Source organism: Erythrobacter sp. EC-HK427, from assembly GCF_902498745.1.
Lineage (GTDB): Bacteria > Pseudomonadota > Alphaproteobacteria > Sphingomonadales > Sphingomonadaceae > Alteraurantiacibacter.
The window spans coordinates 1,492,028-1,517,500 of sequence record NZ_LR701479.1 but is presented as its reverse complement, the minus strand read 5'-3'; the positions used below and the strand labels follow the sequence as shown (position 1 = coordinate 1,517,500).

Sequence of the window (25,473 nt, the reverse complement as noted above, 5' to 3'; positions counted from 1 at the left end):
TCAATGGTATTCGGAGTTTGGTTAGGCTTGGTACGGCTCGCGCCGCCCGCACCCATCCAGTGCTCTACCCCCATTGGCATACATCTGACGCTCTACCTCAATAGATTTCGCGGAGAACCAGCTATTTCCCGGCTTGATTGGCCTTTCACCCCTAAACACAAGTCATCCGATAATTTTTCAACATTAAACGGTTCGGCCCTCCAGTGCGTGTTACCGCACCTTCAGCCTGCTCATGCCTAGATCGCCGGGGTTCGGGTCTAATGCATCGTACTGTGTCGCCCTATTCAGACTCGCTTTCGCTGCGCCTACACCTAACGGCTTAAGCTTGCACGATACATTAAGTCACTGACCCATTATACAAGAGGTACGCTGTCACCCCCTATGGGGCTCCAACTGATTGTAAGCATTCGGTTTCAGGTACTGTTTCACTCCCCTAATCGGGGTGCTTTTCACCTTTCCCTCACGGTACTGTGTTCGCTATCGGTCATGTACGAGTATTTAGGCTTGGAGGGTGGTCCCCCCATGTTCAGACAGGATTTCACGTGTCCCGCCCTACTCGAGTCCTTCATCATCACTTTCGCATACGGGGCTGTCACCCACTATGGCCAAACTTTCCAGAATGTTTTGCTAGTTGAAATGAAGGCACTGGCCTGGTCCGCGTTCGCTCGCCACTACTAACGGAATCTCGGTTGATGTCTTTTCCTCCAGGTACTGAGATGTTTCAGTTCCCCGGGTTCGCTTCACCAAGCCTATTTTATTCAGCTCGGTGATACCCTATCCACCTCTTCTGATCTTCCCGAAGGAAAAACAGAGGAAATGGTGAGGGTGGGTTTCCCCATTCGGAAATCGCCGGATCAAAGTTTGCTCACAACTCCCCGACGCTTATCGCAGCGTGCCACGTCCTTCATCGCCTGTACATGCCAAGGCATCCACCAAATGCTCTTACCTCACGCTTGAGAATCCACACCATCAACGTCAGGCCTGTATAAAACCTGATCGCCTTGCGATGATATGGAAGAATTATCTCAGCCAGATAATCAATTTGATTGATTTGTGATGCATTGATCGCGTCAGATGGTCGGCTAGACCACCCTTGCAATCCATGCGCCACGGCATCGATTTAAAAACCCATTCACAATGTCAAAGACGGCAATCCGAAGATCGCCTACCTGCCGAAGCAGGATCCGCTCTCGTTTCATTCACTGGAGTTGTCTGGTGGAGCCTATCGGGATCGAACCGATGACCCCCTGCTTGCAAAGCAGGTGCTCTCCCAGCTGAGCTAAGGCCCCATATCAGACAAGAGAAATGGTGGGCCTGAGTGGATTCGAACCACTGACCTCACCCTTATCAGGGGTGCGCTCTAACCAACTGAGCTACAGGCCCACACAGCCGCAACTGGCCGTAAGGCCGCGGGCGGCGTGAGCCAGCTCAGGCGCAAACACGCAAGGTTTCCCTTGAGTGTTTCTCCAGTGATGAAAGGACATGAGGACGACGGCAATGTTCTTTGGAAACGGAGGAAGCACTTCCGGAGACTAGCCCCGGCGCTTTCCGCCAATATCCTTAGAAAGGAGGTGATCCAGCCGCAGGTTCCCCTACGGCTACCTTGTTACGACTTCACCCCAGTCGCTGATCCCACCGTGGCTGGCTGCCTCCCTTGCGGGTTAGCGCACCATCTTCGGGTGAAACCAACTCCCATGGCGTGACGGGCGGTGTGTACAAGGCCTGGGAACGTATTCACCGCGGCATGCTGATCCGCGATTACTAGCGATTCCGCCTTCATGCTCTCGAGTTGCAGAGAACAATCCGAACTGAGACATCTTTTGGAGATTAGCTAACCCTCGCGGGATCGCTGCTCACTGTAGATGCCATTGTAGCACGTGTGTAGCCCAGCCTGTAAGGGCCATGAGGACTTGACGTCATCCCCACCTTCCTCCGGCTTATCACCGGCAGTTTCCTTAGAGTGCCCAACTGAATGATGGCAACTAAGGATGAGGGTTGCGCTCGTTGCGGGACTTAACCCAACATCTCACGACACGAGCTGACGACAGCCATGCAGCACCTGTCACTTCGTCCCGAAGGAAGGAAACCATCTCTGGTAACCGTCGAAGGATGTCAAAGGCTGGTAAGGTTCTGCGCGTTGCTTCGAATTAAACCACATGCTCCACCGCTTGTGCAGGCCCCCGTCAATTCCTTTGAGTTTTAATCTTGCGACCGTACTCCCCAGGCGGATAACTTAATGCGTTAGCTGCGCCACCCAAGTTCTGTGAACCCGGACAGCTAGTTATCATCGTTTACGGCGTGGACTACCAGGGTATCTAATCCTGTTTGCTCCCCACGCTTTCGCACCTCAGCGTCAATAATTGTCCAGCAAGTCGCCTTCGCCACTGGTGTTCTTCCGAATATCTACGAATTTCACCTCTACACTCGGAATTCCACTTGCCTCTCCAATATTCTAGCATTGCAGTTTCAAGGGCAGTTCCGGGGTTGAGCCCCGGGATTTCACCCCTGACTTGCGACGCCGCCTACGTGCGCTTTACGCCCAGTATTTCCGAACAACGCTAGCTCCCTCCGTATTACCGCGGCTGCTGGCACGGAGTTAGCCGGAGCTTATTCTCCAGGTACTGTCATTATCATCCCTGGTAAAAGAGCTTTACAACCCTAAGGCCTTCATCACTCACGCGGCATTGCTGGATCAGGCTTTCGCCCATTGTCCAATATTCCCCACTGCTGCCTCCCGTAGGAGTCTGGGCCGTGTCTCAGTCCCAGTGTGGCTGATCATCCTCTAAGACCAGCTAAGGATCGTCGCCTTGGTAGGCCTTTACCCTACCAACTAGCTAATCCTACGCGGGCCCATCCAAAGGCGATAAATCTTTGGTCCGAAGACATTATCCGGTATTAGCAGCAATTTCTCGCTGTTATTCCGAACCTAAGGGCAGGTTCCCACGCGTTACGCACCCGTGCGCCACTCACCCCGAAGGGTTCGTTCGACTTGCATGTGTTAGGCATGCCGCCAGCGTTCGTTCTGAGCCAGGATCAAACTCTCAAGTTTGTGTCACTCACCTATCAGTCACGGATCGAAATCCGCCCGACCGACAAGCAAGAGCTTCAAGGAGCCGATACCTGCACTGTCAAACGTAATGGATACGAATGAACATGCATCATCACACAGAAAACGTGGTGTTTTCCGAGGATGTGGCGTCGGCTTAAATTAACCGGTGATCGCGACCTTGAGGTTCGCGGACCGGGCGCCGTCGCCCACATGTCCCTTCATCAAAAACTAACAATGTCAAAGAGCCACTCAACATTAAAAACCGGACAGCAAGTGTATCCCCGATTTACACCGGGGGACCGGCTATCCAGTTATGTTGGCGACCGAGCGAGGCGAGAGCGGCTGAACCGTCAGCGCCGCGTCGGTGGAGCCCATCTAGGCCCGCTGTTGGATTCGGTCAACGCCTTTTTGCAATTTTATTTCACGGGCCGGTCAAAGTCCCGTCAAGTAACTGGAAAACAGCGATTTTTGCCACTCCGGCATTGCTCGCACGGGCCGCTTCTGCGCCCCCTTGGCCACCGCCAAAGTCACCAATTGGCAAGATTTTGGCCGGTTTCCGGGCTGATTCCGCCGTGGCTAACGCGGCGTAAACGCCTTTGGCCCTAAGGCAGCAGCATGATTCACCGGTCGCACGTGCCACGAATCGCATTTCATGCCGAATCCGATTCGGCCCGGAGGCTTTGAACAGGCGCATGACAGGCGCAATATCCAACCCATGCGGCACCTTGCCGCAGGCTGCGCCGGCGGTCTCCATTGTGCTGCCCGTCTTTAATGGCGCAGCCTATCTGGCGCAGGCGCTCGATTCGGTCCTCGCGCAGAGCTTCACCGGGTTCGAGCTGATTTGCGTGGACGATTGTTCCACCGATGCGACGCCGGAAATCCTCGCCAACTATGCGCAGCGCGATTCGCGCATTCGCGTGATCCGCAATGCCGCCAACAAGAAACTGCCCGGCTCGCTCAATGTGGGCTTTGCCGCGGCCCGCGCTGATTGGCTGAGCTGGACATCGGACGACAATATCCTGTTGCCCGATACGCTCGCCGAGCTGGTAAAAGCGCGCGACGCCCATCCCGCCGCCGATATCATCCATGCCGATTACCGCGTGATCGATCCGGAGGGCACGCACAGGCAGCGCATCCGCACCGGCCCCGCCGACCATCTGCCGCTCGACAACACGATCGGCTGCTGTTTCCTCTATCGCCGCGAAGTCGATGCGCGGCTGGGCGGCTATGACGAGTCGCTGTTCGGGATGGAGGATTACGATTTCTGGCTGCGCGCCTGGCGCGCGGGCTTCACTTTCCACCATTTGCCGAGCGAGCTGTATCTCTACCGCCGCCATCCCGGCAGCCTGACCGACCAGCGCGCGCGGCATATCCAACAATTGGTGCATGACCGGCTGCTGGGCGAAGTCGAAGCCCTGCCCGCCTCTGCATTTCGCGCGCGTGCGCGTGCGAGGCTGGCGACGCGCGATACTTACACCTTCCGGCCCGCACACCTGCTGCGCGCCTTTGGCGAATCGCCGATGGCTGTGCTTGGCCAGCTGCGCGCGATCCTTACTTGGCTGCGCATCAGCCTTGCCGTGCGCCTGAAAGGCTCCACACAATGACCTCTATGCGCGATAGCGTGAAGCGCGCCGTGATGTGGCGTTCGGGCAGCCAGATCCTGTCCCAGATCGTTGCGTGGAGTGCCACGCTGATCGTCATCCGCATTCTCGATCCGGCGGATTACGGCATCTTTGCGATGACGCAGGTGATTCTCACCTTCCTCGCCTTCCTTGGCGGATACGGCTTTGCCAGCTCGCTGATCCAGGATCGCGAAGTGGACGAACGCAAGATCCGGCAGGCGTTCGGGATGCTGCTGCTGGTCAATGGGGCGATTGCGACGGTGCAATTCCTCGGCGCGCCGCTCGCTGCCGCCTATTACCGCACCGAGATGGTGACCGAGCTGCTGCGCGTACAGGCGCTGATCTTCCTCTCCACCCCGTTTATCGCGCTGCCCGAAGTGCTGCTGACGCGCGAGATGGATTTCAAGCGGCCCGCGATCTGCAATCTTATTGCCACCATCGTTTCCGCCTCGGTCGCGCTCACGTGTGCCTTAAGCGATTTCGGCGTGTGGACGCTGGTCTTCGCGCCGCTGGCGGCGTTCTGGACGCGCGGCATCTGCCTGATGATCGCCGCACGCTTCACCTATTGGCCGAGCTTCGATTTGCGCGGCGCGGGGCGGATGTTCAATTTCGGCGCGGCGGTGCTGGCGGGCCACTTCTTCTGGACACTGGTGACCCAGTCGGACATTTTCATCGCCGGGCGTTTCCTGACGCCGGAGAACCTTGGCTATTATGCCGAAGGCCTGTTCCTCACCACCATCGTGGCGGTGCGATTTGTGCCCGCGCTGAACGAAGTCGCCTTCCCCGCTTATGCGCAATTGCAGGATGACCGCGCGGCGCTGCGCTACAGTTTCCTCAAAGCGGTGCGGCTGATCATGCTGGCGACCTGCCCGATGTTCTTCGGAATGAGCGCGGTGGCGCCGGAAATGGTTGCGGTGCTGCTGGGCAGCAAATGGCTGTCGATGATCCCGATTGTCACTGTGCTTGCCTTCGCCATGCCCGCACTCACCCTGCATTCGCTGTTTGCACCGGCGTTGAACGCCATCGGCAAGCCGGGGATTACCATGCAGGCCTCGATCATCGGCTTCTGCATTGTGCCTGCCGCTTTCTATATCGGCGTCGGCTGGGGCGGAGTGGGGCTAGCCTGGGTGTGGGTGCTCGTCTTCCCCGTTCTGCCGCTCTCGGTGTTCCTGCTGGCCAAGCCGCATCTCGGGATCAGCCATGGCCACATGCTTGGCGCACTGGCACCGGGGCTAGGCGCGAGTGCGGTGATGGCGGTGGTGGTCACGCTGGCGAGCGCCAACCTGCCGGTCGAATCGCCCTTCATCCGCCTGCCGCTGCTGGCGGCGTTGGGCGCGGCGACCTATGGCGGATTGCTGCTGCTGGTGGCGCGCGAGACGTTGGGCGAGCTGATCCGGCTGGTTATCAAGCGCAAGCCGCCAGTGGTGCAGCCCGCCGAGTAGCGCCTAGATCGCGCCGCGCATCCGTTTGATCGCCTGCCGGTCAAACCACCACCACACCGGATCGCGGCGCGGCTGCCAGCGGGGGAGCCACTCGGCATAGCGATCGGCAAGACGCGGCGGCAGCGCCTCCGGCCCGCCCTCTTCGCGCATGATGCGGGTGATGATGCGGTTCTGGAAATGGCGCAGGCTGTAATTCACCATCCGCTTGTACTGGCCATGCAGGCTGGCGGGCGAGAGCGCAGTCGGCTCGCACAGAAAGCCAGCGCCCTTGCATGGCACAACGCGGCTATCGTCCCAATGGCTTTCATCGCGCGCATCGGTTTTGGCCATCGCGCAAAGCAGGCCGTCATCGCCGATCAGGTCTTCGGGCAAGCGGATACCGCGTTCGCGCAGCAAGGCGACGAAGCGGCCCGACAAAGCGTAGAGATCGCCAAACAGGCCATGCTCGCGCGCCAAGGCCTCGGCATAGTGTTCGGCCTTGCGGCCATTGCGGGGGAAGCCCGAGGCGGCATTGGCGCGCGGGTTAGCGGCAAGACATTCGGCCAGCGCGCTCACCGAGCCGGGGCAGACCTCGGCATCGCCATCGACGAAAATATAGGTGCCCGCCTCGACCGCGCCCTCGCCAAGCATGATGCGGTTCCAGCTGCGCGACTTTCCGCCCTGCTTGTATTCGTGGACGGTTACCCCGGCAAAGCTGCGCGCAATCTCCGCTGTGCGATCGGTCGAGCCGTTGACGACAACGTGCACCGCCACCGCCGGATCAGTTGTCGGCAAGCTCGCTAGGCATATGCCAATGCGACGCTCTTCATTATGCGCGAGGACAACAATGGCGAGATCCTTGGTCATTGCGGCTTCTTTGCAAAGGCCCAGACGGTGATGGGAAAGTCGGGCTCGTTCTTCAGGCTGCGGTTCCAGCCGGTGCGCGCCCAGCGGTTAAAGTTCGCCTTCACTGCCGCGCGGTTGCCCCATGATCCGGTGCTGATGCTGCTTTCGTCAAAGCCATTGTCTTCTAGGAAGTGGCGCATCCCTTGCTCCGTCCAGCGGGTGCAATCATTCGGGATCGGGTGGCGGCGGATGAGGAAGGGCGTAATATTGACGAACCAGCCGCCGGGTTTGAGCATTTGGAGCACGTGCTGCGTCGCGCGCCACGGATGCAGCAAATGCTCCCACACATTGTCGGCGATGATGATGTCGAATTGCTGGCCCAGCACATCGTTGCAGATATCGTGATCGGGCCAGTTCATTTCGGTGAAGCTGCCCCAGCCTGCCTCGCGCCATTTCCAGCCCGCGGCGATTTCCAGCGCGTCCATCTCGCCCACCGGCAGCCCGGCGAGGAAGGCCTCGACCTCGGCATAGGCGACGGTGCGCGTAATATGCGTTTTATCATAGCCGACCGTGCTGGCGGCGCGTTCGACGAAGGATTTGAGTGCAGGTGTCATACGCCGCCGCGATAGCGCGGAAACCCTAAGAATCATTTGCAATTTGGGGCTTTGCCGCGCGCGTGGTAAACTTGCGCCTCCCAACGCATAGCGGGACGTGCAGCGGGCGGGAGACAGATCATGGATTGGACGGCCCTCAGCGGCGCGCTGGCGCTCGCTCTCGCGGGTTTCGGGATGCAGGAACGCGACCCCGGCAATGCGGCAGACCCCGAAACCGCCGCTACTGGCGATCCCGATACCGAAGAGTTTACCGAAACACTCATCTTGGAACGCGATTCCAACCAGCGCCTCACCGTGCCAGTCACCATTATGGGGCAAGGCCCGTTCGACTTTATGGTCGATACCGGCGCGCAGGCAACCGTCCTGTCAGAAGATCTCGCCACGCAGCTGGAACTGTTCGACCGCGAACCCGCGCTGCTGATCGGCATGGCGAGCAGCCGCATGGTGGAAACCACCATCGTTCCCGAGTTTGCGCTGGGCGAGCGGATTTTCACCATCCGCCAGGCTCCGATTGTCGATGGCGCAAATATCGGCAGCGCCGACGGCATCCTCGGCCTCGACAGCTTGCAGAACCAGCGCGTGCTGCTCGATTTCCGCAACCGGCGGATGACCGTGTCGGAGAGTTTCGAGGCAGGCGGCGCGAACGGCTATGACATTGTCGTGCGTGCGCGCGAACGGCTCGGCCAGCTCATCATCCACCGCGCGCGGATCGACGGGGTGAGCACCGCCGTGCTGATCGATACCGGCGCTTCGGGATCAATCGGCAATCTGGCGCTGCAACGCCGCCTGCGCAATCGCCCCGCGCTGGAAGATGCGACCATGACCGACGTCAACGGCGTGGCGGTGACGAGCGAAACGCGCATCGCCCGCTCGCTGCGGATGGGGGAAATGCAGATCACCAATTTCCCGGTTTCCTTCGCCGCCTCCCCCACGTTCACGCATCTCGGGCTGGAGGACGAGCCGGCGATGATCCTGGGCATGAACGAGCTGCGGATGTTCCGCCGCGTCGCCATCGATTTCCGCGAGCGGCGCATCTTGTTCGAATTTCCCGATGAACTGACCACCGATCAGGCGTGGAACTTCAACGACCGGGCAACGCGGCTGCACGACTGACACCGGCAGGCTTGTTAAAGGCGCGCATCTGCCCCACTTGTGGGCAGCGCATGAGGGATTTCGGAACAGCGACGGGCGAGACTACACCCAGCGGCGACAATGCCGACTGGGTCACCATGCGGCGTTTCCTGCCCTATCTCTGGCCCAAGAACCGCCCCGACCTGCGGCTGCGAATCGCGCTTGCCACGCTGCTGGTGATCGCCGCCAAAGCCGTCACCCTCGCGCTGCCCTTCGCTTATGCCGGAGCGGTCGATGCAATGGCTGCGGATGGCGATGGGCTGCTCTGGCCCGCATTGTCGCTGGTGCTCGCCTATGCCGCCGGGCGCTTTGGCGCGGTGTTGTTCGAGCAGTTCCGCAATATCGCTTTCAACCGCGTCAGCCAGGATGCCGTACGCAGTCTGGCCGAAGACGTGTTCACGCGGCTGCACCAATTGTCGCTGCGCTTCCACCTTTCGCGCCGCACGGGCGAGATCACCCGCATCATGGAGCGCGGCACGCGCAGCATCGGGACGATGCTGTATTTCCTGCTCTTCAACATCCTGCCCACCGTGATCGAGCTGACGGTGGTGGCGGTGGTGTTCTACACCCTGTTCGGCTGGGAATTGCTGCTGGCAACCGCCATCACCGTGGTCGCCTTCGTTTGGAGCACGCAAGCGATCACCGAATGGCGGGTGAAGCTGCGCAAGGAGATGAACGATCTTGATGGCACCGCCATGGCCCGCGCGGTAGACAGCCTGCTGAATTACGAGACGGTCAAATTCTTCGGTGCCGAAGCGCGCGAACAGCGCCGCTATGCCGAAACCGCCACCGCCTATTCCGAAGCCGCGATCAAGACCGAGAATTCGCTGGGCGCGCTCAATATCGTGCAGGCGCTGATCATGAACCTGCTGATGGGTTTTGCCATGGGCTTTACCGTGTGGGGCTGGTCGCAAGGCCGCTTGTCACCCGGCGATCTGGTGCTGGTGAACACCTATCTGCTGCAACTGTTCCGCCCGCTCGATATGCTCGGCTTTGTCTATCGCTCGATCCGACAAGGGCTGATCGACATGGCCGATATGTTTGCCCTGCTCGACCGCGAGGTGGAAGTCGCCGATGCTCCCGGCGCGCCTGCGCTGCTGGTGCGCCGCCCGATGGTGACGTTCGAAAATGTCAGTTTCGGCTACGAGCCTGACCGGCAAATCCTGCACGATCTGAGCTTCGAGGCTCCGGCAGGCGCGAGCGTCGCGCTGGTCGGCCCGTCGGGCGCGGGCAAATCGACTATCGGGCGGCTGCTCTTCCGCTTCTACGACCCGTGGAGCGGGCGCATCTGCATTGACGGGCAGGATATTGCCGCGGTTACCCAAACAAGTCTCAGGCAGAGCATCGGCATCGTCCCGCAGGACAGCGTGCTGTTCAACGACACGATCGGCTACAATATCGGCTACGGGCTCGACCAGCCCGGCGATGAAGCGATCCGGCAGGCGGCGGAAGATGCGGCGATCTGGCCGTTTATCGCCGCCCTGCCCCAAGGCCTCGATACCGAAGTGGGCGAGCGCGGCTTGAAGCTGTCGGGCGGCGAGAAGCAGCGCGTGGCGATTGCCCGCACCCTGCTCAAAAACCCGCCGATCCTGCTGCTCGACGAAGCGACCAGCGCACTCGACAGCCGCACCGAGCAGGACATTCTCGCCACGCTCAAACGGGTGAGCGCCAACCGCACCACCATCGCCATCGCGCACCGGCTCTCGACGATTGCCGATGCCGATATCATCAATGTGATGGAAGCGGGCCGCATTGTCGAAAGCGGCAGCCACGCCGCGCTGCTCAAACGCGACGGGCTCTATGCCGATATGTGGAACCGCCAGCTGAGCGAAGAGCCGGAAGCGGTCGGTTAAAAAGCCCTTCCCCTTGGGGGAGTCGAAGACGGCGCTTTGCGTCTAAGGTTGGGATGGGGGTTCGGCGTCAAATGGGCGTGGAACCCCCACCCCCAGCCCCTCCCCAAGGGGAGGGGAGACGTAAGGATTCTACCCGCCCATCGCAGGGCCAGCCGTATTCAGATCAAGCTCGCTCGCCGGGATAACCTCCACATCGGGCCGGATCGCGCGCAGTTCCTCGATAAAGGCCGCCGCATTGCCGACCACCACCACGCTGGTGCGCGCTGGATCGAAATACTGCGCCGCCGCCGCGCTCGCCTGTTCTGCGGTCACTCCCGCCAGACTATCGGCATAGGTCGCAATTTCCGCCGGATCGCGGCCCAGCGTCAGCAGGCTGGAGAGGATGCCCGCATAACCCGCCGAGCTTTCCAGGCTGCGATCATAGCCGCCGGTCAGGAACAGCCGCCGCCGCTCCAGCAGTTCATCGCCCAGCGGCTCGCTGCCCACGCGGGCAAATTCGTCGAGCATCACCTGTACAACCTCGTCCACCGTCTCGTTCGCGGTCTGCGTGCTGGCGGATAGCAGCGTGCCATCGGCAAAGTCGGAAATGCCCGAATAGGAACCGTAGGCGAGCCCGCGCTCATTGCGGATTTCCTCGAACAACCGCCCGCTCGATCCGCCGCCGAGCACCGCATTGGCGAGTTCGAGCGGGCTGTAGGCGGCATCGGTCACATCGGGGCCGCGCGCCAGCAGGAACACCGCCGCTTGGCCCGCATCGGGCATATCGACCACCAGAGTGCGCGCGGGCAGCTCTTCGCCCGCAGGCGCTTCGATCACAGCGGGCACCGGCGCATCGCTGCTCCAGTCGCCAAACAGCCGCTCGGCCAAAGCAAAGGCCTCTGCCGGAGCAATCCCGCCGCTCACCACGATCTGCGCACGCGCCGGGTGCCAATAGGCCTGCCGGTGGGCGAGCAAATCCTCGCGCGTGATCGCGCCGATCGATGCGAGCGTGCCACCGCCGATATTGCCGTAGGGCGCATCGCCGAACACCAGCGGGCGCAGCACCATGCGCGCCAGCGAGGCCGGCTCGTTCATGGCGACGCGCAGATTGTCGAGCCCGCGCTCCAGCTCGCGCGCGACCTCGTCCTCCGGATAGTCCGCATTCCGGATCACATCGGCGAACACGGTGCCCGCTGCATCCATATTGGCGACCGGTGCGGTGAGGAAGAAGCCGGTATTGTCGGTGCCCGCATTGCCGCCCATCGACGCACCGAGGCTTTCCATGCGCGCCGCGATCTGCTGCGCGGTGAGAGTCGGCGTGCCGCGATCCGCCAGGCTGGCCGCCCATCCGGCCACGCCTGCGGTGGCGCGGTCATCGGAGATCGAACCGCCGGGCAGCAGCACCCGCATACTCGCAATCGGCACATCACCGGTTTGCACCGCCAGCACTTCGATGCCGTTGGAGAGCGTGTGCGTCACGAAGGCGGGCACCGCGACGCTTGGCACCTCGCCCGGAGGGGGCGGCGCCTGCCGTTCGCCTTCGGGCAGCACGACCAGCGGCTCTCCCACCGGCGGCGGCAGTGTGCGGAAAATGGGCATGGGTTCGGGGTTGGCGAAGGTCGAGGGGTCAAACTCGCCGCGCGTCAGCCGCATATCCACCCGCGCATCGGGATCGAGCCAGTATTGCGCCACGCGCAGCACATCTTCCGGCGTGACGGCGGCAATCGCTTCCAGCCGCCGGTCTGCCGCGCGCGGATCGCCGGTGCTGACCAGCGCTTCGCCCAATTCGAACGCCCGCCCGCGCGCGGTCTCGCGGCTGCGCATGGCAGAGGCGATGATTTCGTTGCGGGCTTCGGCAATCTCTGACTCGCTCACCAGCTCGCTGCGCACCCGCGCGGTTTCGGCGGCGAGCACGGCGGCAACCTGTGCTTCATCCGATTGCGGGCTCATCACCGCATATTGCGCCCACACGCCGCCCTCTTCGGAGAGGCTTTCATACTGCACCGCCTGCACCGCAAGGCCGGGCTCGACCAGCGCGGTATACAGCCGCGAGTTCTGCCCCCGGCTCATAATCGCGCCGAGCACTTCCAAGGCAGCGGCATCGGGATGGGTCGCCTCGGGCATTTGCCATACGCTGCCGACGACTGGCAACGGCACGTTGGGGCTGGCGGCGCTGACGCTGCGCGCACTGGTGCGGCGATCTTCGCGCTCGGTGATTGTCACATCCACCGGATTGGCGCGGCGGGGAATATCGGCGAAATAGCGGTCAACCATGCTGCGCAAAGCCGCCATATCGAAATTGCCCGCGACGATCAGCGTTGCCGTATCCGGCCCGTAATAGGCCTGGTGGAAGGCGCGGGCATCGTCCAGCGAGGCCGCCGCCAGATCCTCCATACTGCCGATGCCGGGGCGGCGGTGCGGCAGTTCGTCATAGGCGATTTCGGGCAGCACCACGCGCTGGAACAGGCCATAGGGCGGCGCGAGCACGCGGGTGCGGTATTCCTCCATCACCACGCTGCGTTCGGTTTCGAACACTTCGGTATCCACCACCGGAAACGCCATCCGCTCGCGATGCGTCCACAGCATGGTTTCGAGATATTCGGCAGGCACCGTCTCGTAATAATTGGTGCGATCGGTGCCGTTGGACGCGTTGCGCGTGCCGCCGACATCGGCGGTCAGATCGTTGATCTGGTTGTAATACATATTCTGCGTCTTGCGGCTGAGAATATGTTCGAACAGATGCGCAAAGCCGCTGCGCCCCTCGGGATCGAGCTTGCTGCCGATTTCATACCACAGGCTGGTGGTGACGGTGGAGGTCGTATCATCCTCGATTGCGATCACCCGCAGGCCGTTATCCAGCGTCCATTCGGTAAATTCGATTTCGGGCGCGGTGAGCACGGGCGCGGTGTCGCCGGCGTCCTGCGCCAAAGCGGGCTGGGCAGCAGCAATGGCAAGCGCGGCGGCGGTGGCGAGATAGCGGAATGTCACGGTTAAGTCCCCTTGGAAGTCTGGCGCTTCTATCGGGCGCTGTTAAACCGCAAGCGGCGCGCGGGTGCAAGGCACCCAAAGCCCGTGTCGATAAACCGCTTGGTCAGCTCTGCGAACGACTTGGGCGGGAGCGCAGCCTTGCATTGTGCAGCGCAGCATCTATGCTCCTACCGAAGCTTCCCCCGCGCGCCGCCCGTTGGCTTGTGCGCCCAGCCATAATGGACTGACCCATGTTTGACACCGCCGCGCTCAGGCGCGACTGGCTCGCGCAGCCGCGTGCCGATATCCTCGCCGGCATCGTTGTTGCCCTTGCGCTGATCCCCGAAGCGATCGGCTTTTCGATCATCGCGGGCGTTGATCCGCGTGTCGGGCTGTATGCCAGTATAGCCATTGCCATGATCATCGCCTTTACCGGCGGACGGCCCGGAATGATCTCCGCCGCCACCGCTGCGGTGGCCGTGGTGGTAATCCCGCTGGTGCGCGATCACGGGGTGGAATATCTCTTCGCTGCGACCATTCTGATGGGCATTTTCCAAGGCATTGCCGCGCTGCTGCGGCTCGACCTGCTGATGCAGTTCGTCGGCCGCGCGGTCATCACCGGCTTCGTCAACGCGCTGGCGATCCTGATTTTCATGGCCCAGCTGCCGGAGCTCGATCCCTCGGCTGACGGGGTAAGCTGGATCACCTACGCCATGGTCGCAGGCGCGCTGGCGATCATTTATGGGCTGCCCAAGCTGACCACCGCCGTGCCCAGCCCGCTGGTGGCGATCATCGTGCTCGGCGCGCTCAGCATCGGGATGGGCCTGCCGGTCAACACGGTGGGCGATATGGGCGATATCCCGGAGGGCCTGCCCTATCTGGTGTTCCCCGATGTTCCGCTGACATGGGAAACGCTCGCGATCATCGCCCCATACTCTGCCACGATGGCCGCGGTCGGCCTGATCGAGAGCCTGCTGACCGCCAAGATCGTTGACGATATGACGCATACCAGCAGCAACAAGCGCCGCGAGACCTGGGGCCAGGGCGCAGCAAATATCGGTGCGGCACTGTTCGGCGGCATGGGCGGCTGCGCAATGATCGGGCAGTCGGTGATCAACGTCACTTCGGGCGGGCGCGGACGGCTTTCGACCTTCGTTGCGGGCCTGACGCTGCTCATCCTGCTATGGCTGCTCGGCCCTATCGTGGGCCAAATCCCGATGCCCGCATTGGTCGCGGTGATGATCATGGTGAGCATCGGTACGTTCAGCTGGACGAGCATTCCAAACCTGCGCCACCACCCGTGGCAGGCGAGCGTCGTGATGCTGGCGACCGTGATCGTGGTTGTGACGACGAACAATCTTGCCCTTGGAGTGCTGGTCGGCGTGCTGCTGTCGGGCATTTTCTTCGCCGCGCTGGTGATGAACCTCTTCAGCGTAGAGCGCACCAGCGACGGTAAAACCGCGCATTACACCGTCACCGGCCAGATCTTCTTCGCCAGTGTCGAACGGTTCAACGCCGCGATGAAGCCCGAAAGCCAGCGCGAAAACCCCGCCGACCACGTGGTGATCGACGTATCCAAGGCGCATTTCTGGGACATTTCCAGCGCGGGCGCTCTCGATGCGATTGTCGAGCGGATGCGGAGGAACGGCCGCAGCGTGCAGGTGATCGGCCTCAACGAAGCAAGCGCCGAGATGATCGACAAACACGCGGTGGTCGACCGGACGGGCGTGGAGATTGGTCTCGCACCGCATCCTTGATGGGGACAGCACAAACCCCTCTTCCTCCGCTCATCCTGAGCTTGTCGAAGGATCGCTCTTTCTGTTGGCATAGCACCAGAAGTTAAGGTCGATGCTTCGACAAGCTCAGCATGAGCGGGGTCAGGGTTTATAGGACGTACTTACTCAAATCCGTATCGCTCGCCAGATCGGTCAGCCGTTCGCGCACATAGGCGGCGTCCACCGTTACGCTCTGGCCGTCCATATCCTCGGCTTCGAAGCTGAGTTCCTCGAACAGCTTTTCCATCACGGTTTGCAGGCGGCGCGCGCCGATATTTTCGACGCTTTCGTTCACCTGCGCAGCGATGCGGGCGACTTCGGCGACGGCGTCCTCGGTCATTTCGACCGTCAGATTCTCGGTGCCGAGCAGCGCCTTGTACTGGCTCACCAGATTGGCCTTGGTCTCGCTCAAAATGCGGATGAAGTCTGCTTCGGTCAGGCTGCGCAGTTCCACGCGGATCGGCAGGCGGCCTTGCAATTCGGGGAGCATATCGCTGGGCTTGGCGACATGGAACGCGCCGCTGGCGATAAACAGCACGTGGTCAGTTTTCATCGGGCCATACTTCGTGGCGACCGTGGTGCCTTCGATCAGCGGCAGCAGGTCACGCTGCACGCCTTCGCGGGAAACCGAGCCGCCGCGCACATCGCTGACTGCGATCTTGTCCACCTCATCGAGGAAGACGATCCCGTTGGTTTCGGCATTGGCGAGCGCCACGCGGGCCACATCGTCCTGGTCCATGCGCTTTTCGGCCTCTTCATCGACCAGCTTGTCCCACGCATCGGGGACTTTCAGCTTGCGCTTTTTCTTGGGCGCGCCGCCGAAGGCCTTGCCCATCATTTCCGACAGATTGATCATCGTCGCGCCGCCGCCCATGCCGGGGATGTCCATTTGCATGGCGGGCGCGTCGGACACTTCGATTTCGACTTCGGTTTCGTTCATCGCGTTCTCGACGATGCGCTGGCGGAAGCTGGCGCGGGTCGCCTCGCTCGCGCCGGTGCCGACCAGCGCATCGAGCAGGCGGTTCATCGCCGCCTCGCTCGCGGCTTCGCGCACAGCCTCGCGGCGGCGTTCCTTCTCCAGCCGGATCGCTTCTTCCACCAGATCGCGGGCAATCTGTTCAACGTCGCGCCCGACATAGCCGACTTCGGTAAACTTGGTCGCTTCCACCTTCACGAACGGCGCTTCGGCGAGCTTGGCGAGGCGGCGGCTGATCTCGGTCTTGCCGCAGCCGGTGGGGCCGATCATCAGGATGTTCTTGGGCGTCACCTCGTCGCGCAAATCGGCGTTGAGGCGCTGTCGCCGCCAGCGATTGCGCAGCGCCACGGCAACCGCGCGCTTGGCATCCTTCTGGCCGACAATATGTTCGTCCAATGCGGCTACGATGGCTTTGGGGGTCAAATTCTGGGTCATTACGGTCCTAATTCCGACTGCCCTGAGCTTGTCGAAGGGCTGTACTTTCTTGAAATCTTGGAGCGAGCCAGAAGGAAAAACAGTCCTTCGACAGGCTCAGGACATTCGGTTGAAGGGTCAGACAGTCTCAACCGTCACATTGCCATTGGTGAACACACAGATATCGGCGGCGACTTTCATCGCCTTTTCCGCGATCACCTGCGGATCGTCCTCATATTCGGCAATCGCGCGCGCGGCGGCGAGCGCGTAGTTCCCGCCCGAGCCGATCGCGGTGATCCCGCCTTCGGGTTCCAGCACATCGCCATTGCCGGTCAGCACCAGCAGCACATCCTTGTCCGCGACGATCATCAGGGCTTCGAGATTGCGCAGATATTTGTCCGTGCGCCAGTCCTTGGCGAGCTCGACCGCGGCGCGCAGCAATTGGCCGGAATATTGTTCCAGCTTGCGTTCCAGCCGTTCGAACAAAGTAAAGGCATCGGCGGTGGCTCCGGCGAAACCGGCAATCACCTTGCCGTCCTCGCCAATGCGGCGGACTTTGCGGGCGTTGGGCTTCATCACCGTGTTGCCCATGGAAACCTGCCCGTCGCCCGCGATCACGGTGCGGCCTTCGCGTTTCACGCCGACAATGGTGGTGCCGTGCCACTGGATCAGGCCGTGGCTCGCCTTTTCTGCATTCATGCGCGGGATATGGGCAAAGCCGCCGCGCCGTTCAAGCGGGGTGGCCTTACTGGCCGCCGCCGCCAGCGCCGCCGCCGACACCGCCCACGGTGCCGATATTGCCGAACAGGTCTTCGAAGAAGCCCCGCTCGCGGCCCAGCGTCGGCGTTTCGTCGCGTTCATAGCTGATGCGCGCCACCTGCTCCATGCCGGTGCGCTCGGTCGAGATGACATTCCCTTCCGCATCGAAATGCACGGCAAACACGTTGTGCGTGGCAATGCGCGGCTGGCGGAACGCCGCCTGCTCGGTGCGGCTGGAGACATAGTACCAGATCGGCTGGCCGAACTGGCTGGTCAACGTCGGGCGGCCCAGCGCATCTTCCACCGACTGGCGGTTATCGAGCCCCGGCTGCACCGACTGGAACAGCGTTTCATCGGCGATATAGCCACGGTGGGTGGAGATTGAGTTGCAACCCGTCACCGCGAGGCCCATTCCGGCCAGCACAGCCATCCGCATCATCGCACGCTTCATCGTCAAACCCTTCAATCCATCGCTTCGCAGCGTCTTTGGCCTGCATTGCCACGCCCGCGCTGCGTCCTATATCTGCGCCAGCCTTAGGGGAGCCATCGCGCAGGTGCAATGCGCTCTCGATATGCTAGCCACGATTGAACCCCCGCTTAACTGGCGGCGGAATGACGAAAGAGAAACTGCGATGTCCTTCCTCCAGCGCCTGATGGGCAAAAGCGGCCGCGACGAGTTGCGCACGCTGTGGCACGCCACCGTTGGCACCAGCCGCGAGCGCGAATGGTATGCGGAATGCGGGGTGGAGGATTCGGTGCAGGGCCGGTTCGACATGATCGCGCTGGTCATGGGTCTTGTCACCCTGCGGATGGAGCAGAGCGAGACGCTCGCCCCCAAAACCGCGCTGCTCACCGAATTGTTCGTGGAGGATATGGATCGGCAATTGCGCGATACCGGCGTCGGCGATCTGATGGTGGGCAAGAATATGGGCAAGCTCGTCGCCGCTTTGGGTGGCCGCATGGGCGCGCTGCGCGAAACGCTGGGCGAAAGCGATGCCAAGCTCGCCGAAGTGCTGGCGCGCAATACGACTCTGACCGATCCCGACGCCAAGCCCTACGCGCTCGCGGTGCGGGCACGCGCGTTGCATAATGATTTGCAGGGGCAGAAGGACTCGCTCTTGCTCGACGGGCAGATCCGGCCCAGATTGGTGCGATGAGTTTGGTGCGATGAGCGATACGCCCGAATTTTCCCGCCTGCACGATTTGCGCGGGATTACCGCCGCGCCGGTGGAACTGGTCGCCACGCCGGAAGAATGCGCGGCTTTGGCCAAGCGGTTCGGGCTGGTAGCGGTACACTCGCTCGCGGCGAGCCTCTCCCTGCAAGCCAAGGGGCCGGAGGTTTCCGCCACCGGCCCGATGCGCGCCGAGATCGTGCAAAGCTGCGCGGTTTCGGGCGACGATCTGCCTGCCAGCATTGCCGAAGATATCGCCATCCGCTTCGTCCCCCTCGCCGCGCTGGAAGCAAGCGAGGCGGAGGCGGAGATCGAGCTCACCCCCGAGGATCTCGACGTGATCGGCTATACCGGCACCAGCTTCGATCTGGGCGAGGCGGTGGCACAGAGCCTCACGCTGGCCATCGATCCGTTCGCGGTCGGCCCGAACGCCGACGAAGTGCGGCGCGAAAAGGGTCTCATCGAAGAAGCGGCGAGCGGCCCGCTGGCAGAAGCGTTGCGGGGGCTGAAGGACGGTTAGGCCCGCATATCCTTCGACGATCCCAAACAGATATGCGAGGTGATGCTCGCCACTTGCGGCAGCGTGCCCAGCGTATCGGCGTGGAAGGCCTTGTATTGCGCCAGGCTTTCGACCTCCACCCGCAGCAGATATTCGACCGCGCCGGTCACATTGTGGCACTCGCGCACTTCGTCCGCCGCCGCCATCGCCGCTTCGAACGCGCGCGCATCCTTCGCCAGATGCGCTGACAGGCCGACCATCACGAAGGCGGTGATCTCGCCGCCCAACCGCGAGCGGTCGAGCACGGCGCGGTAGCCTTTGATAAGGCCCGTCCGCTCCAATTCCTGCACCCGCCGCAGGCACGCCGAAGCGGAAAGGCCAACCCGCGCCGCCAGATCGGTATTGCTGATGCGCCCGTTGCTTTCGAGAGTGTGCAAGATTTTGCGGTCTATCGCGTCCATTGCCGAATAATCTGCGAAACAGGCGCGTCCGTCAACGCAGTTCGCAAGGAAATTCGCTCCGAAGCGGTGTATATTTGCGCGCATACTCAGGGAGAGGATGCCAGACATGAACACCGCCACTATCGACAAGTCCGCAATCAAACCGCTCGCCGACTACGATATGTCGGCCGAAACCGGCTTTCTTTGTCGCCATGATGCGGCGGGCGTGACGCTGCCCGACGCTTGGGCCGATGCGGCGAAAGTGGCGCTGCAATTGCCGAACGTGCTCCCCGCAGGCGAAGTGCGCGCGTTCCTCGAAAAGCACCTCCCCGCTCCCGAAGAACTGTCCGACGCGGCGCACCTTTCGGACGCGCAGGCGCGCATGGCGACGGTGCATTACACCTTCATGGTGCAGTCGTGGGTGTGGGGCGAGCAGGCCGTCTCGAACCGCCTGCCCGCCAAGCTCGCCGTGCCGATGGTCGCGCTGGCGGACCGGCTGGGCCAGCAGCCGCTGCTTACCTACAGCTCCTATGTGCTCGACAACTGGTCGCTGATCGATCCGGCCAAGCCCGTGGCGCTCGACAATATCCGCATGATCCAGAACTTCCTCGGCGGCATGGACGAGGCGTGGTTCGTGCTTGTCCACGTGGCGATCGAGGCTTGCGCTGGCGAAGTCCTCGCGCGCTTCGCCGAGATCGACGCGGCGGTGAAGACCGGCGATGCCGAGCTCGCACGCACCCATCTGGAGGCCAATGCCGAACGCTGGGCGCAGATCAACGCGCTGTTCGACCGGATGCCCGAACGCTGCGACCCCTATATCTATTTCGAGCGCGTACGCCCCTATATCCACGGCTGGAAAGACAATCCCGCCTTGCCCGAGGGCGTGATCTATGAAGGCGTCGAGCGGTACGGCACCGCAGCCCAAGCGTTTCGCGGGCAGACCGGATCGCAATCCAGCATCGTGCCGAGCATGGACGCGCTGATGGGCGTGGGCCACGCGGCCGATCCTTTGCGCGAATATCTCGACCAACTGCACGAATACCGCCCCGGCCCGCACCGCCGCTTCGTCGACGATGTGCGCGCGGCAAGCACCTTGCGCGGCTTTGCGAAAGAGGTCGGATCAAAGGGGTTGAACGAGGCCTATAACGCGAACATCCAGGCGGTCGCCGACTTCCGCACGCGGCATCTGGAATACGCGGCGAGCTACATCAACAAACAGGGCAGAAGCAGCGCGGGGAATGATACGGATGTCGGCACCGGCGGGACGCCGTTTATGCGGTATTTGAAGAAGCACCGCGACGAGACGGCGACGAATTTGTTGTGAGGGGGTGGCATGAGATCTGCTGATCTAGGGAGCGCTACTGGTTCGCTTTAGTTGAGGTTTGCCTTCGCTAGTTTTTGCGCGAACCAAGGTGACAAACCAAGCCTATAGACGGAATCGCAACTTTCGCCTATTAAAGCACAACGGCGCTCCCCGTTTGGACCGGAGACGCGCCGTTGCTCTTACCCCGTTTGGACGGGGGTAGGGAACAGGAAGCGAGGGCTATGCCCCCGCGTCCTTTCTGTAGAGGGCCGGATAGGGGCTAAAGGCACCTAACCGGACTGGATGCAAAAGCATCCAGAACCTCCAAACTGTGGGGACTGAGCCGCCCCACTCGGCAAGGCCTGGAAGCCTAGGTTCAAAGATCGGACGAAGCTGCAACTTCGTCCACGTCTGGGGAGGCCTCGGCCTCCCCATTCTCGTTGAGGCGCAGCTTGAGCGCGACCCGTAGGCCTTTACGCTCAATATGCTCGCCCTTCATATTGCTAAGCATCGGGGAGATTGAAGCCATGGCGATTTCCTCTCCCTTTAATGCTGAGGCTCGCTCTTGGATTTCGTTTGCGTCAATCCAAACTCGGTTGGAGAGCATAAGCGCATCCCAAATATACGCCTTGTTCGTCCCTTTGCGGAAAGGATTGCCTTGGCAGTGGTCTTCCGGCGCTGAGTTTGAATAAGCAACGGCAGCTATGCTGGCCATTTCCGCAAGGATTGGCTTGCGAACAACATCACTGTCCACAGAAGCGCCGCTCATAATTGCCAAAATTCGTTCACTAGCATCAAGATCAGCAAGCACAGCCTTAGCCGAAGCAATTGTTTCTTCGGCGTCAGCAATTACTTTGCGCATCTCTTCGCGCTTGCGCTGGATGCTGGAAAGATTGAGAGAATCAGTCATGGTCGCTTACATAAAGCGCCATCGCGCAAAAGACAAGCCTGTTTTAATCTCGCTTGCCGTTTTACCCCGCTGTGCCGCCGCAGCCTTTAGGGCAATGGCCTTGCGTTCTTCAAGTGGAGGACTGTCCGCCCTCGCTTTTCCGCCAATTTGCCCGCCCTTGCGGTTGGCTTCAGCAGAAGGGTCTGGCTTATCACTGTCCCTTGCTTCGCCTGTGGCGATTTGCCCAGTAAGCACGGCAGCGCCGATTACATCGGCTGGCCTCTTTTGTCCGTTGGGCCCTTAGACATCGCGCTTCACTTCCTTGTCGTTGTAATACCAACCTATGGCTAAGGCGGCGATAAAGACAGTCCAGCTTGGCGGCTGTAGCCAAGCGGTGATCGCAAAGGTGGCGATAATCCAAAGAAAAATATGATTGCCGAAACGCGCCACACTGCCTCCAAGTTTGTGCCAAGAGCATAGGCATGGCCATCGGCTGGCGCAAACGGTAGTCAACAGCCTCTATTTTCAAACTGAGACACTACCTTCCGTGGCAAACTTTTATATCGCGGACAATTCAGTGATCCACCCAACCCCTTTCCTACACTCCCCCGCATCTGCAACCACTGCCCCCGCTCTTTCCCATCGTCCGAACCTGCCCGCGTCGAAATGACAGTTTTCGCAGCCCGCGCACAACTGTCACCTTCGCTTTCTCGCGCAGCAAGCCCTTGTCTACAAAAGACAAACCGGTATCGCGCAAAGGTGACACGGTGTCACCTTTGTCACCCTCTCAAGCAGGAGAGCTTTCAGGGGATTTCGTTGGCGTAGTGCCCGATCAGAACGGGATATCGTCGTCCAGATCGTCGTAATTGGCGCCGCCGCCCGAGCCGCCATTGCCGCCGCCGCCCGAGCCGCCATTTCCGCCTCCACCCGAACCGCCGCCGAAGCCGCCGCCGCCTTGGCCGCCGCCTCCGCCATAGCCCCCGCTGCGCTGGCCACCGCCGCCGCCCCCACCGCCGCCTTGCGCGCCGTCGAGCATCGTCATCACCGAATTCGGGCCGCGCAGCACCACTTCGGTCGAGTAGCGGTCATTGCCTTGCTGGTCCTGCCATTTGCGGGTCTGCAACTGGCCTTCGATATAGACCTTGCTGCCCTTGCGCAGATACCGCTCCGCCACGCCCGCAAGCCCTTCGTTGAAAATGGCGACGGTGTGCCATTCGGTGCGTTCCTGCCGCTCGCCCGAGTTCTTGTCCTTCCAGCTTTCGGACGTGGCGATGCGCAGATTGCACACCTTGCCGCCGTTCTGGAACGTGCGCACTTCCGGGTCCGCGCCCAGATTGCCGATAAGCATGACTTTGTTGAGGCTGCCCGCCATTCTCGAATCCCTCTTTTGTGTTCAGACAAAGGCTTATCGAAGGCCGTTGCGAGTCGCCACCCCTGCGGCGCTGATATGTCCACAGTCGAGCTTTTTGAGGCGCTCGCAGAGGCGCGGAGGCGCAGAGTTTTTTGCCGTCGGCGGAGCCGGACAAAACCGATTACCTCGCCGCCAGCGGATAGCTCTCATGTTGAGAGCGGCTTCGCCGCAAGCACCACCTCTCCGCGCCTCTGCGCCTCTGCGAGCGCAAAAACCTAAAGCCCCAGCCCCACAGCCGCCCAATAGGTCAGTCCCGCAAACACATAGGCCAAGGCGAACAGATACCCCACCATCACCAGCGGCCATTTCCACCCGTTGGTCTCGCGCCGCGCTACCGCAATAGTGCTGAGGCATTGCGGGGCGAAGATGAACCAGGCGAGGAAAGCGAGCGCGGTCGGCAGGCTCCAGCGTGCGGCGATCTGGTCGCGCAGGGCGAGTTCGGTCTCCGCCTCGTCGCCTGCATCCACCGCATAGGTTGTGGCGAGCGAGGCCACCGCCACTTCGCGTGCCGCCATTGCGGGCACCAGCGCCAGCGTCATCTCGCGCTGGAAGCCGATCGGCTCGAAAGCGGGCTGCATGAAGCTGGCGATATGTCCGGCGGCGGAGGCGTCGAGCTGGCTCTCGCCCGGTTCGGCCTTGGGGAAAGTGAGGAGCAGCCACAGGATAACGGTCGCGGCAAAGATGATCGTGCCCGCACGGCGAAGGAAGACCCAGGCGCGCTGCCACAGGCCGATCAGCAGATCGCGCAGGGGCGGCCACTGGTATTTGGGCATTTCCATGATGAACCCGCTCGCCGCGCCCTTGGTGGCGGTCATCCGCAGCACCAGCGCGACCAGCATCGCGCCGATAATTCCGGCGATATACAGGCCGAACAGGACGAGGCCCTGCAAACCGATGCCGCCGCCCACACTCGTCGCCGGGATGACTGCGGCGATGATGACGGTGTAGACCGGCAACCGCGCCGAACAGGTCATCAGCGGGGCAATCAGGATGGTGGTCAGCCGGTCTTTCGGATCGGCGATGCTGCGGGTCGCCATGATGCCCGGAATGGCGCAGGCGAAGCTGGAGAGGAGCGGGATAAAGCTGCGGCCCGACAGGCCGACATACGCCATCAGGCGGTCCATAATGAAGGCGGCGCGGGCCATGTAACCCGACTGCTCCATCACGAGGATGAAAGTGAAGAGAATGATGATCTGCGGCAGGAACACCACGACCGAGCCGACCCCGGCAATCACGCCTTCGGTGATAAGATCGCGCAGGAAGCTCTCCGGCATGGCGGACACCACCGCGCCGCTTACGCCTTCGGCCAGACCTTCGATGGCGCCGATCAGCGGGTCAGCCCAAGCGAACACCGCCTGGAACACCACGAACAGCAGGGCGAAAAGGATAAGCGGGCCAAGCCACGGGTGCAGCAGCACCTTGTCGAGACTGGCGTGCAGCTTGCGCTCGCCGCTTTCAGACAACACCGCGCCCTTGGCGATATTGCGCGCCGCCAGCCGCCGTTCGGGCAGGGTGAGCGCGGCGACTTCGTGGCGCTGCGAGAGGTCTTGCGAATGCGCATCGGCCATGGCGGCGGCCAGCGCGTCGAGCCCCTTGCGCCGCACCGCGACTGTCGGCACGACTGGTACGCCCAGCGCATCGGCCAAAGCGTCAGCGTCAATCGCCAAACCATCGCGCTCGGCCAGATCGACCATGTTGAGCGCCGCCACCGTCGGTCGGCCCAAGGCGATTACTTCCTGCGCGAAGACCAGATGCTGCTCGAGGTTCGCCGCATCGAGCACGATCACCAGCAAGTCCGGCTGCGCTTGCCCGGCAAACTCGCCGGTCACAACCTGCCGCGTCACTTCCTCGTCCGGGCTGGAGGAATCGAGCGAATAGGAGCCGGGCAGATCGAGCAGCTCCACCGGCTCGCCGCTCGGCATCACCATGCGGCCCGCTTTGCGCTCCACCGTGACGCCGGGATAGTTGGCGATCTTCTGCCGCGCGCCGGTCAGCGCGTTGAACAGGGCGGATTTGCCCGCATTGGGATTGCCGACCAAAGCGGCGGTGCGCAAAGTGCTCACAGCTTCACCACCTGCATCGCCCGCGCATGGACGCGGCGCACGGCAATCGTGGTGCGGCCGACCAGCAGCGCGATGGGATCCTTGCCGAAGAAGACGCCGCGATGGGCGATAGCCACCCTCGCCCCGGTATCGATGCCCAGCGCGCGCAGGCGCTTGCCTTCATCGGGGGCGAGCGCGGCCCAATCAACGGACATGATCTCGGCCCGGTCGAGCGGGGCGAGCGTATCGAGCGTTACAGGTGAATCGGCAAGCTGTGTCACGCCTCGCGCCGTGCCATGGTGTTCGCGTAA

Annotated in this window: 20 protein-coding genes, 2 tRNA genes and 2 rRNA genes (1 of these 24 running past the window's edge); 8 read left to right on the top strand and 16 right to left on the bottom strand. The window is 61.9% G+C overall.

Annotated elements, in window-relative coordinates; all coding sequences use genetic code 11:
* The 4 genes from GC121_RS07380 to GC121_RS07365 form a co-directional block, all read right to left on the bottom strand.
* Positions 1-956 (bottom strand): 23S ribosomal RNA (locus GC121_RS07380) (it extends 1,833 nt beyond the left edge of the window).
* 257 nt (positions 957-1,213) lie between these two features.
* Positions 1,214-1,289: transfer RNA gene (locus GC121_RS07375), tRNA-Ala, on the bottom strand.
* A gap of 17 nt (positions 1,290-1,306) precedes the next feature.
* A tRNA-Ile gene (locus GC121_RS07370) sits at positions 1,307-1,383 on the bottom strand.
* A 181-nt stretch (positions 1,384-1,564) separates the two neighbouring features.
* Positions 1,565-3,049: ribosomal RNA gene (locus GC121_RS07365) — 16S ribosomal RNA — on the bottom strand.
* Together the 16S and 23S rRNA genes with 2 tRNA genes alongside form the textbook arrangement of a ribosomal RNA operon.
* 692 nt (positions 3,050-3,741) lie before the next feature.
* On the opposite strand from GC121_RS07365, the gene GC121_RS07360 reads away from it, so the two are divergent.
* Both GC121_RS07360 and GC121_RS07355 read left to right on the top strand, forming a co-directional pair.
* Positions 3,742-4,653 (top strand): glycosyltransferase, encoded by a 912-nt coding sequence (locus GC121_RS07360; RefSeq protein WP_151973509.1) that lies wholly within the window; start codon positions 3,742-3,744, stop codon positions 4,651-4,653.
* Positions 4,650-6,113: a lipopolysaccharide biosynthesis protein gene (locus GC121_RS07355; protein WP_151973507.1), complete on the top strand. Its 1,464-nt coding sequence runs from the start codon at positions 4,650-4,652 to the stop codon at positions 6,111-6,113. The genes GC121_RS07360 and GC121_RS07355 overlap by 4 nt, the downstream gene beginning before the upstream one ends.
* 3 nt (positions 6,114-6,116) lie before the next feature.
* Here GC121_RS07355 and GC121_RS07350 read toward each other — a convergent pair whose 3' ends face one another.
* On the bottom strand, positions 6,117-6,959 hold the full coding sequence (locus GC121_RS07350; protein ID WP_151973505.1) for a glycosyltransferase family A protein: 843 nt from the start codon (positions 6,957-6,959) through the stop codon (positions 6,117-6,119).
* Positions 6,956-7,552: a class I SAM-dependent methyltransferase gene (locus GC121_RS07345; protein WP_151973503.1), complete on the bottom strand. Its 597-nt coding sequence runs from the start codon at positions 7,550-7,552 to the stop codon at positions 6,956-6,958. Before GC121_RS07345 ends, GC121_RS07350 begins: the two co-directional genes overlap by 4 nt.
* 120 nt (positions 7,553-7,672) lie before the next feature.
* On the opposite strand from GC121_RS07345, the gene GC121_RS07340 reads away from it, so the two are divergent.
* The gene (locus GC121_RS07340; RefSeq protein WP_151973501.1) at positions 7,673-8,665 is read left to right on the top strand and encodes an aspartyl protease family protein; all 993 of its coding nucleotides are present in this window, start codon (positions 7,673-7,675) and stop codon (positions 8,663-8,665) included.
* 50 nt (positions 8,666-8,715) lie between these two features.
* Positions 8,716-10,536, top strand: a complete 1,821-nt coding sequence (locus GC121_RS07335; RefSeq protein WP_151973499.1) for an ABC transporter ATP-binding protein/permease — start codon at positions 8,716-8,718, stop codon at positions 10,534-10,536.
* A gap of 129 nt (positions 10,537-10,665) precedes the next feature.
* Here GC121_RS07335 and GC121_RS07330 read toward each other — a convergent pair whose 3' ends face one another.
* Positions 10,666-13,503, bottom strand: coding sequence for a pitrilysin family protein (locus GC121_RS07330; protein ID WP_151973497.1), 2,838 nt, complete (start codon positions 13,501-13,503; stop codon positions 10,666-10,668).
* A 230-nt stretch (positions 13,504-13,733) separates the two neighbouring features.
* On the opposite strand from GC121_RS07330, the gene GC121_RS07325 reads away from it, so the two are divergent.
* Complete coding sequence (locus GC121_RS07325; RefSeq protein WP_151973495.1) at positions 13,734-15,239, top strand: SulP family inorganic anion transporter; 1,506 nt, start codon at positions 13,734-13,736, stop codon at positions 15,237-15,239.
* A gap of 127 nt (positions 15,240-15,366) precedes the next feature.
* Here GC121_RS07325 and hslU read toward each other — a convergent pair whose 3' ends face one another.
* The 3 genes from hslU to GC121_RS07310 all read right to left on the bottom strand — a co-directional run bounded on the left by hslU (position 15,367) and on the right by GC121_RS07310 (position 17,857).
* Complete coding sequence (gene hslU, locus GC121_RS07320; protein WP_151973493.1) at positions 15,367-16,668, bottom strand: ATP-dependent protease ATPase subunit HslU; 1,302 nt, start codon at positions 16,666-16,668, stop codon at positions 15,367-15,369.
* A gap of 117 nt (positions 16,669-16,785) precedes the next feature.
* Positions 16,786-17,346 (bottom strand): ATP-dependent protease subunit HslV, encoded by a 561-nt coding sequence (hslV, locus tag GC121_RS07315; RefSeq protein WP_151973491.1) that lies wholly within the window; start codon positions 17,344-17,346, stop codon positions 16,786-16,788.
* 46 nt (positions 17,347-17,392) lie between these two features.
* The gene (locus tag GC121_RS07310) at positions 17,393-17,857 is read right to left on the bottom strand and encodes an outer membrane protein assembly factor BamE (protein ID WP_234421152.1); all 465 of its coding nucleotides are present in this window, start codon (positions 17,855-17,857) and stop codon (positions 17,393-17,395) included.
* Between the two features lie 181 nt (positions 17,858-18,038).
* Between GC121_RS07310 and GC121_RS07305 the strand changes: the two genes are divergently transcribed.
* Both GC121_RS07305 and GC121_RS07300 read left to right on the top strand, forming a co-directional pair.
* On the top strand, positions 18,039-18,563 hold the full coding sequence (locus GC121_RS07305; protein ID WP_151973489.1) for a ubiquinol-cytochrome C chaperone family protein: 525 nt from the start codon (positions 18,039-18,041) through the stop codon (positions 18,561-18,563).
* 10 nt (positions 18,564-18,573) lie between these two features.
* Positions 18,574-19,098, top strand: a complete 525-nt coding sequence (locus GC121_RS07300; protein ID WP_151973487.1) for a DUF177 domain-containing protein — start codon at positions 18,574-18,576, stop codon at positions 19,096-19,098.
* On the opposite strand, the gene GC121_RS07295 is transcribed toward GC121_RS07300, so the two are convergent.
* Positions 19,095-19,538, bottom strand: a complete 444-nt coding sequence (locus tag GC121_RS07295) for an Lrp/AsnC family transcriptional regulator (protein ID WP_151973485.1) — start codon at positions 19,536-19,538, stop codon at positions 19,095-19,097. The genes GC121_RS07300 and GC121_RS07295 overlap by 4 nt on opposite strands.
* A gap of 106 nt (positions 19,539-19,644) precedes the next feature.
* Between GC121_RS07295 and GC121_RS07290 the strand changes: the two genes are divergently transcribed.
* Positions 19,645-20,841 (top strand): indoleamine 2,3-dioxygenase, encoded by a 1,197-nt coding sequence (locus tag GC121_RS07290; RefSeq protein WP_151973483.1) that lies wholly within the window; start codon positions 19,645-19,647, stop codon positions 20,839-20,841.
* 355 nt (positions 20,842-21,196) lie between these two features.
* Here GC121_RS07290 and GC121_RS07285 read toward each other — a convergent pair whose 3' ends face one another.
* From GC121_RS07285 to GC121_RS07265, 5 genes are all read right to left on the bottom strand, one after another.
* On the bottom strand, positions 21,197-21,730 hold the full coding sequence (locus tag GC121_RS07285; protein ID WP_151973481.1) for a hypothetical protein: 534 nt from the start codon (positions 21,728-21,730) through the stop codon (positions 21,197-21,199).
* 279 nt (positions 21,731-22,009) lie between these two features.
* Positions 22,010-22,159, bottom strand: a complete 150-nt coding sequence (locus GC121_RS15270) for a hypothetical protein (protein ID WP_199857787.1) — start codon at positions 22,157-22,159, stop codon at positions 22,010-22,012.
* A gap of 382 nt (positions 22,160-22,541) precedes the next feature.
* Positions 22,542-23,081, bottom strand: coding sequence for a single-stranded DNA-binding protein (ssb, locus tag GC121_RS07275; RefSeq protein WP_151973479.1), 540 nt, complete (start codon positions 23,079-23,081; stop codon positions 22,542-22,544).
* A 254-nt stretch (positions 23,082-23,335) separates the two neighbouring features.
* Positions 23,336-25,183: a ferrous iron transporter B gene (locus tag GC121_RS07270; RefSeq protein ID WP_151973477.1), complete on the bottom strand. Its 1,848-nt coding sequence runs from the start codon at positions 25,181-25,183 to the stop codon at positions 23,336-23,338.
* The gene (locus GC121_RS07265; RefSeq protein ID WP_255478888.1) at positions 25,180-25,443 is read right to left on the bottom strand and encodes a FeoA family protein; all 264 of its coding nucleotides are present in this window, start codon (positions 25,441-25,443) and stop codon (positions 25,180-25,182) included. The genes GC121_RS07270 and GC121_RS07265 overlap by 4 nt, the downstream gene beginning before the upstream one ends.
* Positions 25,444-25,473 lie beyond the last annotated feature (30 nt).

Coding starts and splice junctions, on each gene's coding strand:
- GC121_RS07335 (WP_151973499.1), top strand. CDS start 8,716: ATGAGGGATTTCGGAACAGCGACGGGCGAGACTACACCCAGCGGCGAC.
- GC121_RS07285 (WP_151973481.1), bottom strand. CDS start 21,730: ATGACTGATTCTCTCAATCTTTCCAGCATCCAGCGCAAGCGCGAAGAG.
- GC121_RS07345 (WP_151973503.1), bottom strand. CDS start 7,552: ATGACACCTGCACTCAAATCCTTCGTCGAACGCGCCGCCAGCACGGTC.
- GC121_RS07350 (WP_151973505.1), bottom strand. CDS start 6,959: ATGACCAAGGATCTCGCCATTGTTGTCCTCGCGCATAATGAAGAGCGT.
- GC121_RS07325 (WP_151973495.1), top strand. CDS start 13,734: ATGTTTGACACCGCCGCGCTCAGGCGCGACTGGCTCGCGCAGCCGCGT.
- GC121_RS07295 (WP_151973485.1), bottom strand. CDS start 19,538: ATGGACGCGATAGACCGCAAAATCTTGCACACTCTCGAAAGCAACGGG.
- GC121_RS07310 (WP_234421152.1), bottom strand. CDS start 17,857: ATGAAGCGTGCGATGATGCGGATGGCTGTGCTGGCCGGAATGGGCCTC.
- GC121_RS07290 (WP_151973483.1), top strand. CDS start 19,645: ATGAACACCGCCACTATCGACAAGTCCGCAATCAAACCGCTCGCCGAC.
- GC121_RS07300 (WP_151973487.1), top strand. CDS start 18,574: ATGAGCGATACGCCCGAATTTTCCCGCCTGCACGATTTGCGCGGGATT.
- hslV (WP_151973491.1), bottom strand. CDS start 17,346: ATGAATGCAGAAAAGGCGAGCCACGGCCTGATCCAGTGGCACGGCACC.
- ssb (WP_151973479.1), bottom strand. CDS start 23,081: ATGGCGGGCAGCCTCAACAAAGTCATGCTTATCGGCAATCTGGGCGCG.
- hslU (WP_151973493.1), bottom strand. CDS start 16,668: ATGACCCAGAATTTGACCCCCAAAGCCATCGTAGCCGCATTGGACGAA.
- GC121_RS07305 (WP_151973489.1), top strand. CDS start 18,039: ATGTCCTTCCTCCAGCGCCTGATGGGCAAAAGCGGCCGCGACGAGTTG.
- GC121_RS07340 (WP_151973501.1), top strand. CDS start 7,673: ATGGATTGGACGGCCCTCAGCGGCGCGCTGGCGCTCGCTCTCGCGGGT.
- GC121_RS07355 (WP_151973507.1), top strand. CDS start 4,650: ATGACCTCTATGCGCGATAGCGTGAAGCGCGCCGTGATGTGGCGTTCG.
- GC121_RS07360 (WP_151973509.1), top strand. CDS start 3,742: ATGACAGGCGCAATATCCAACCCATGCGGCACCTTGCCGCAGGCTGCG.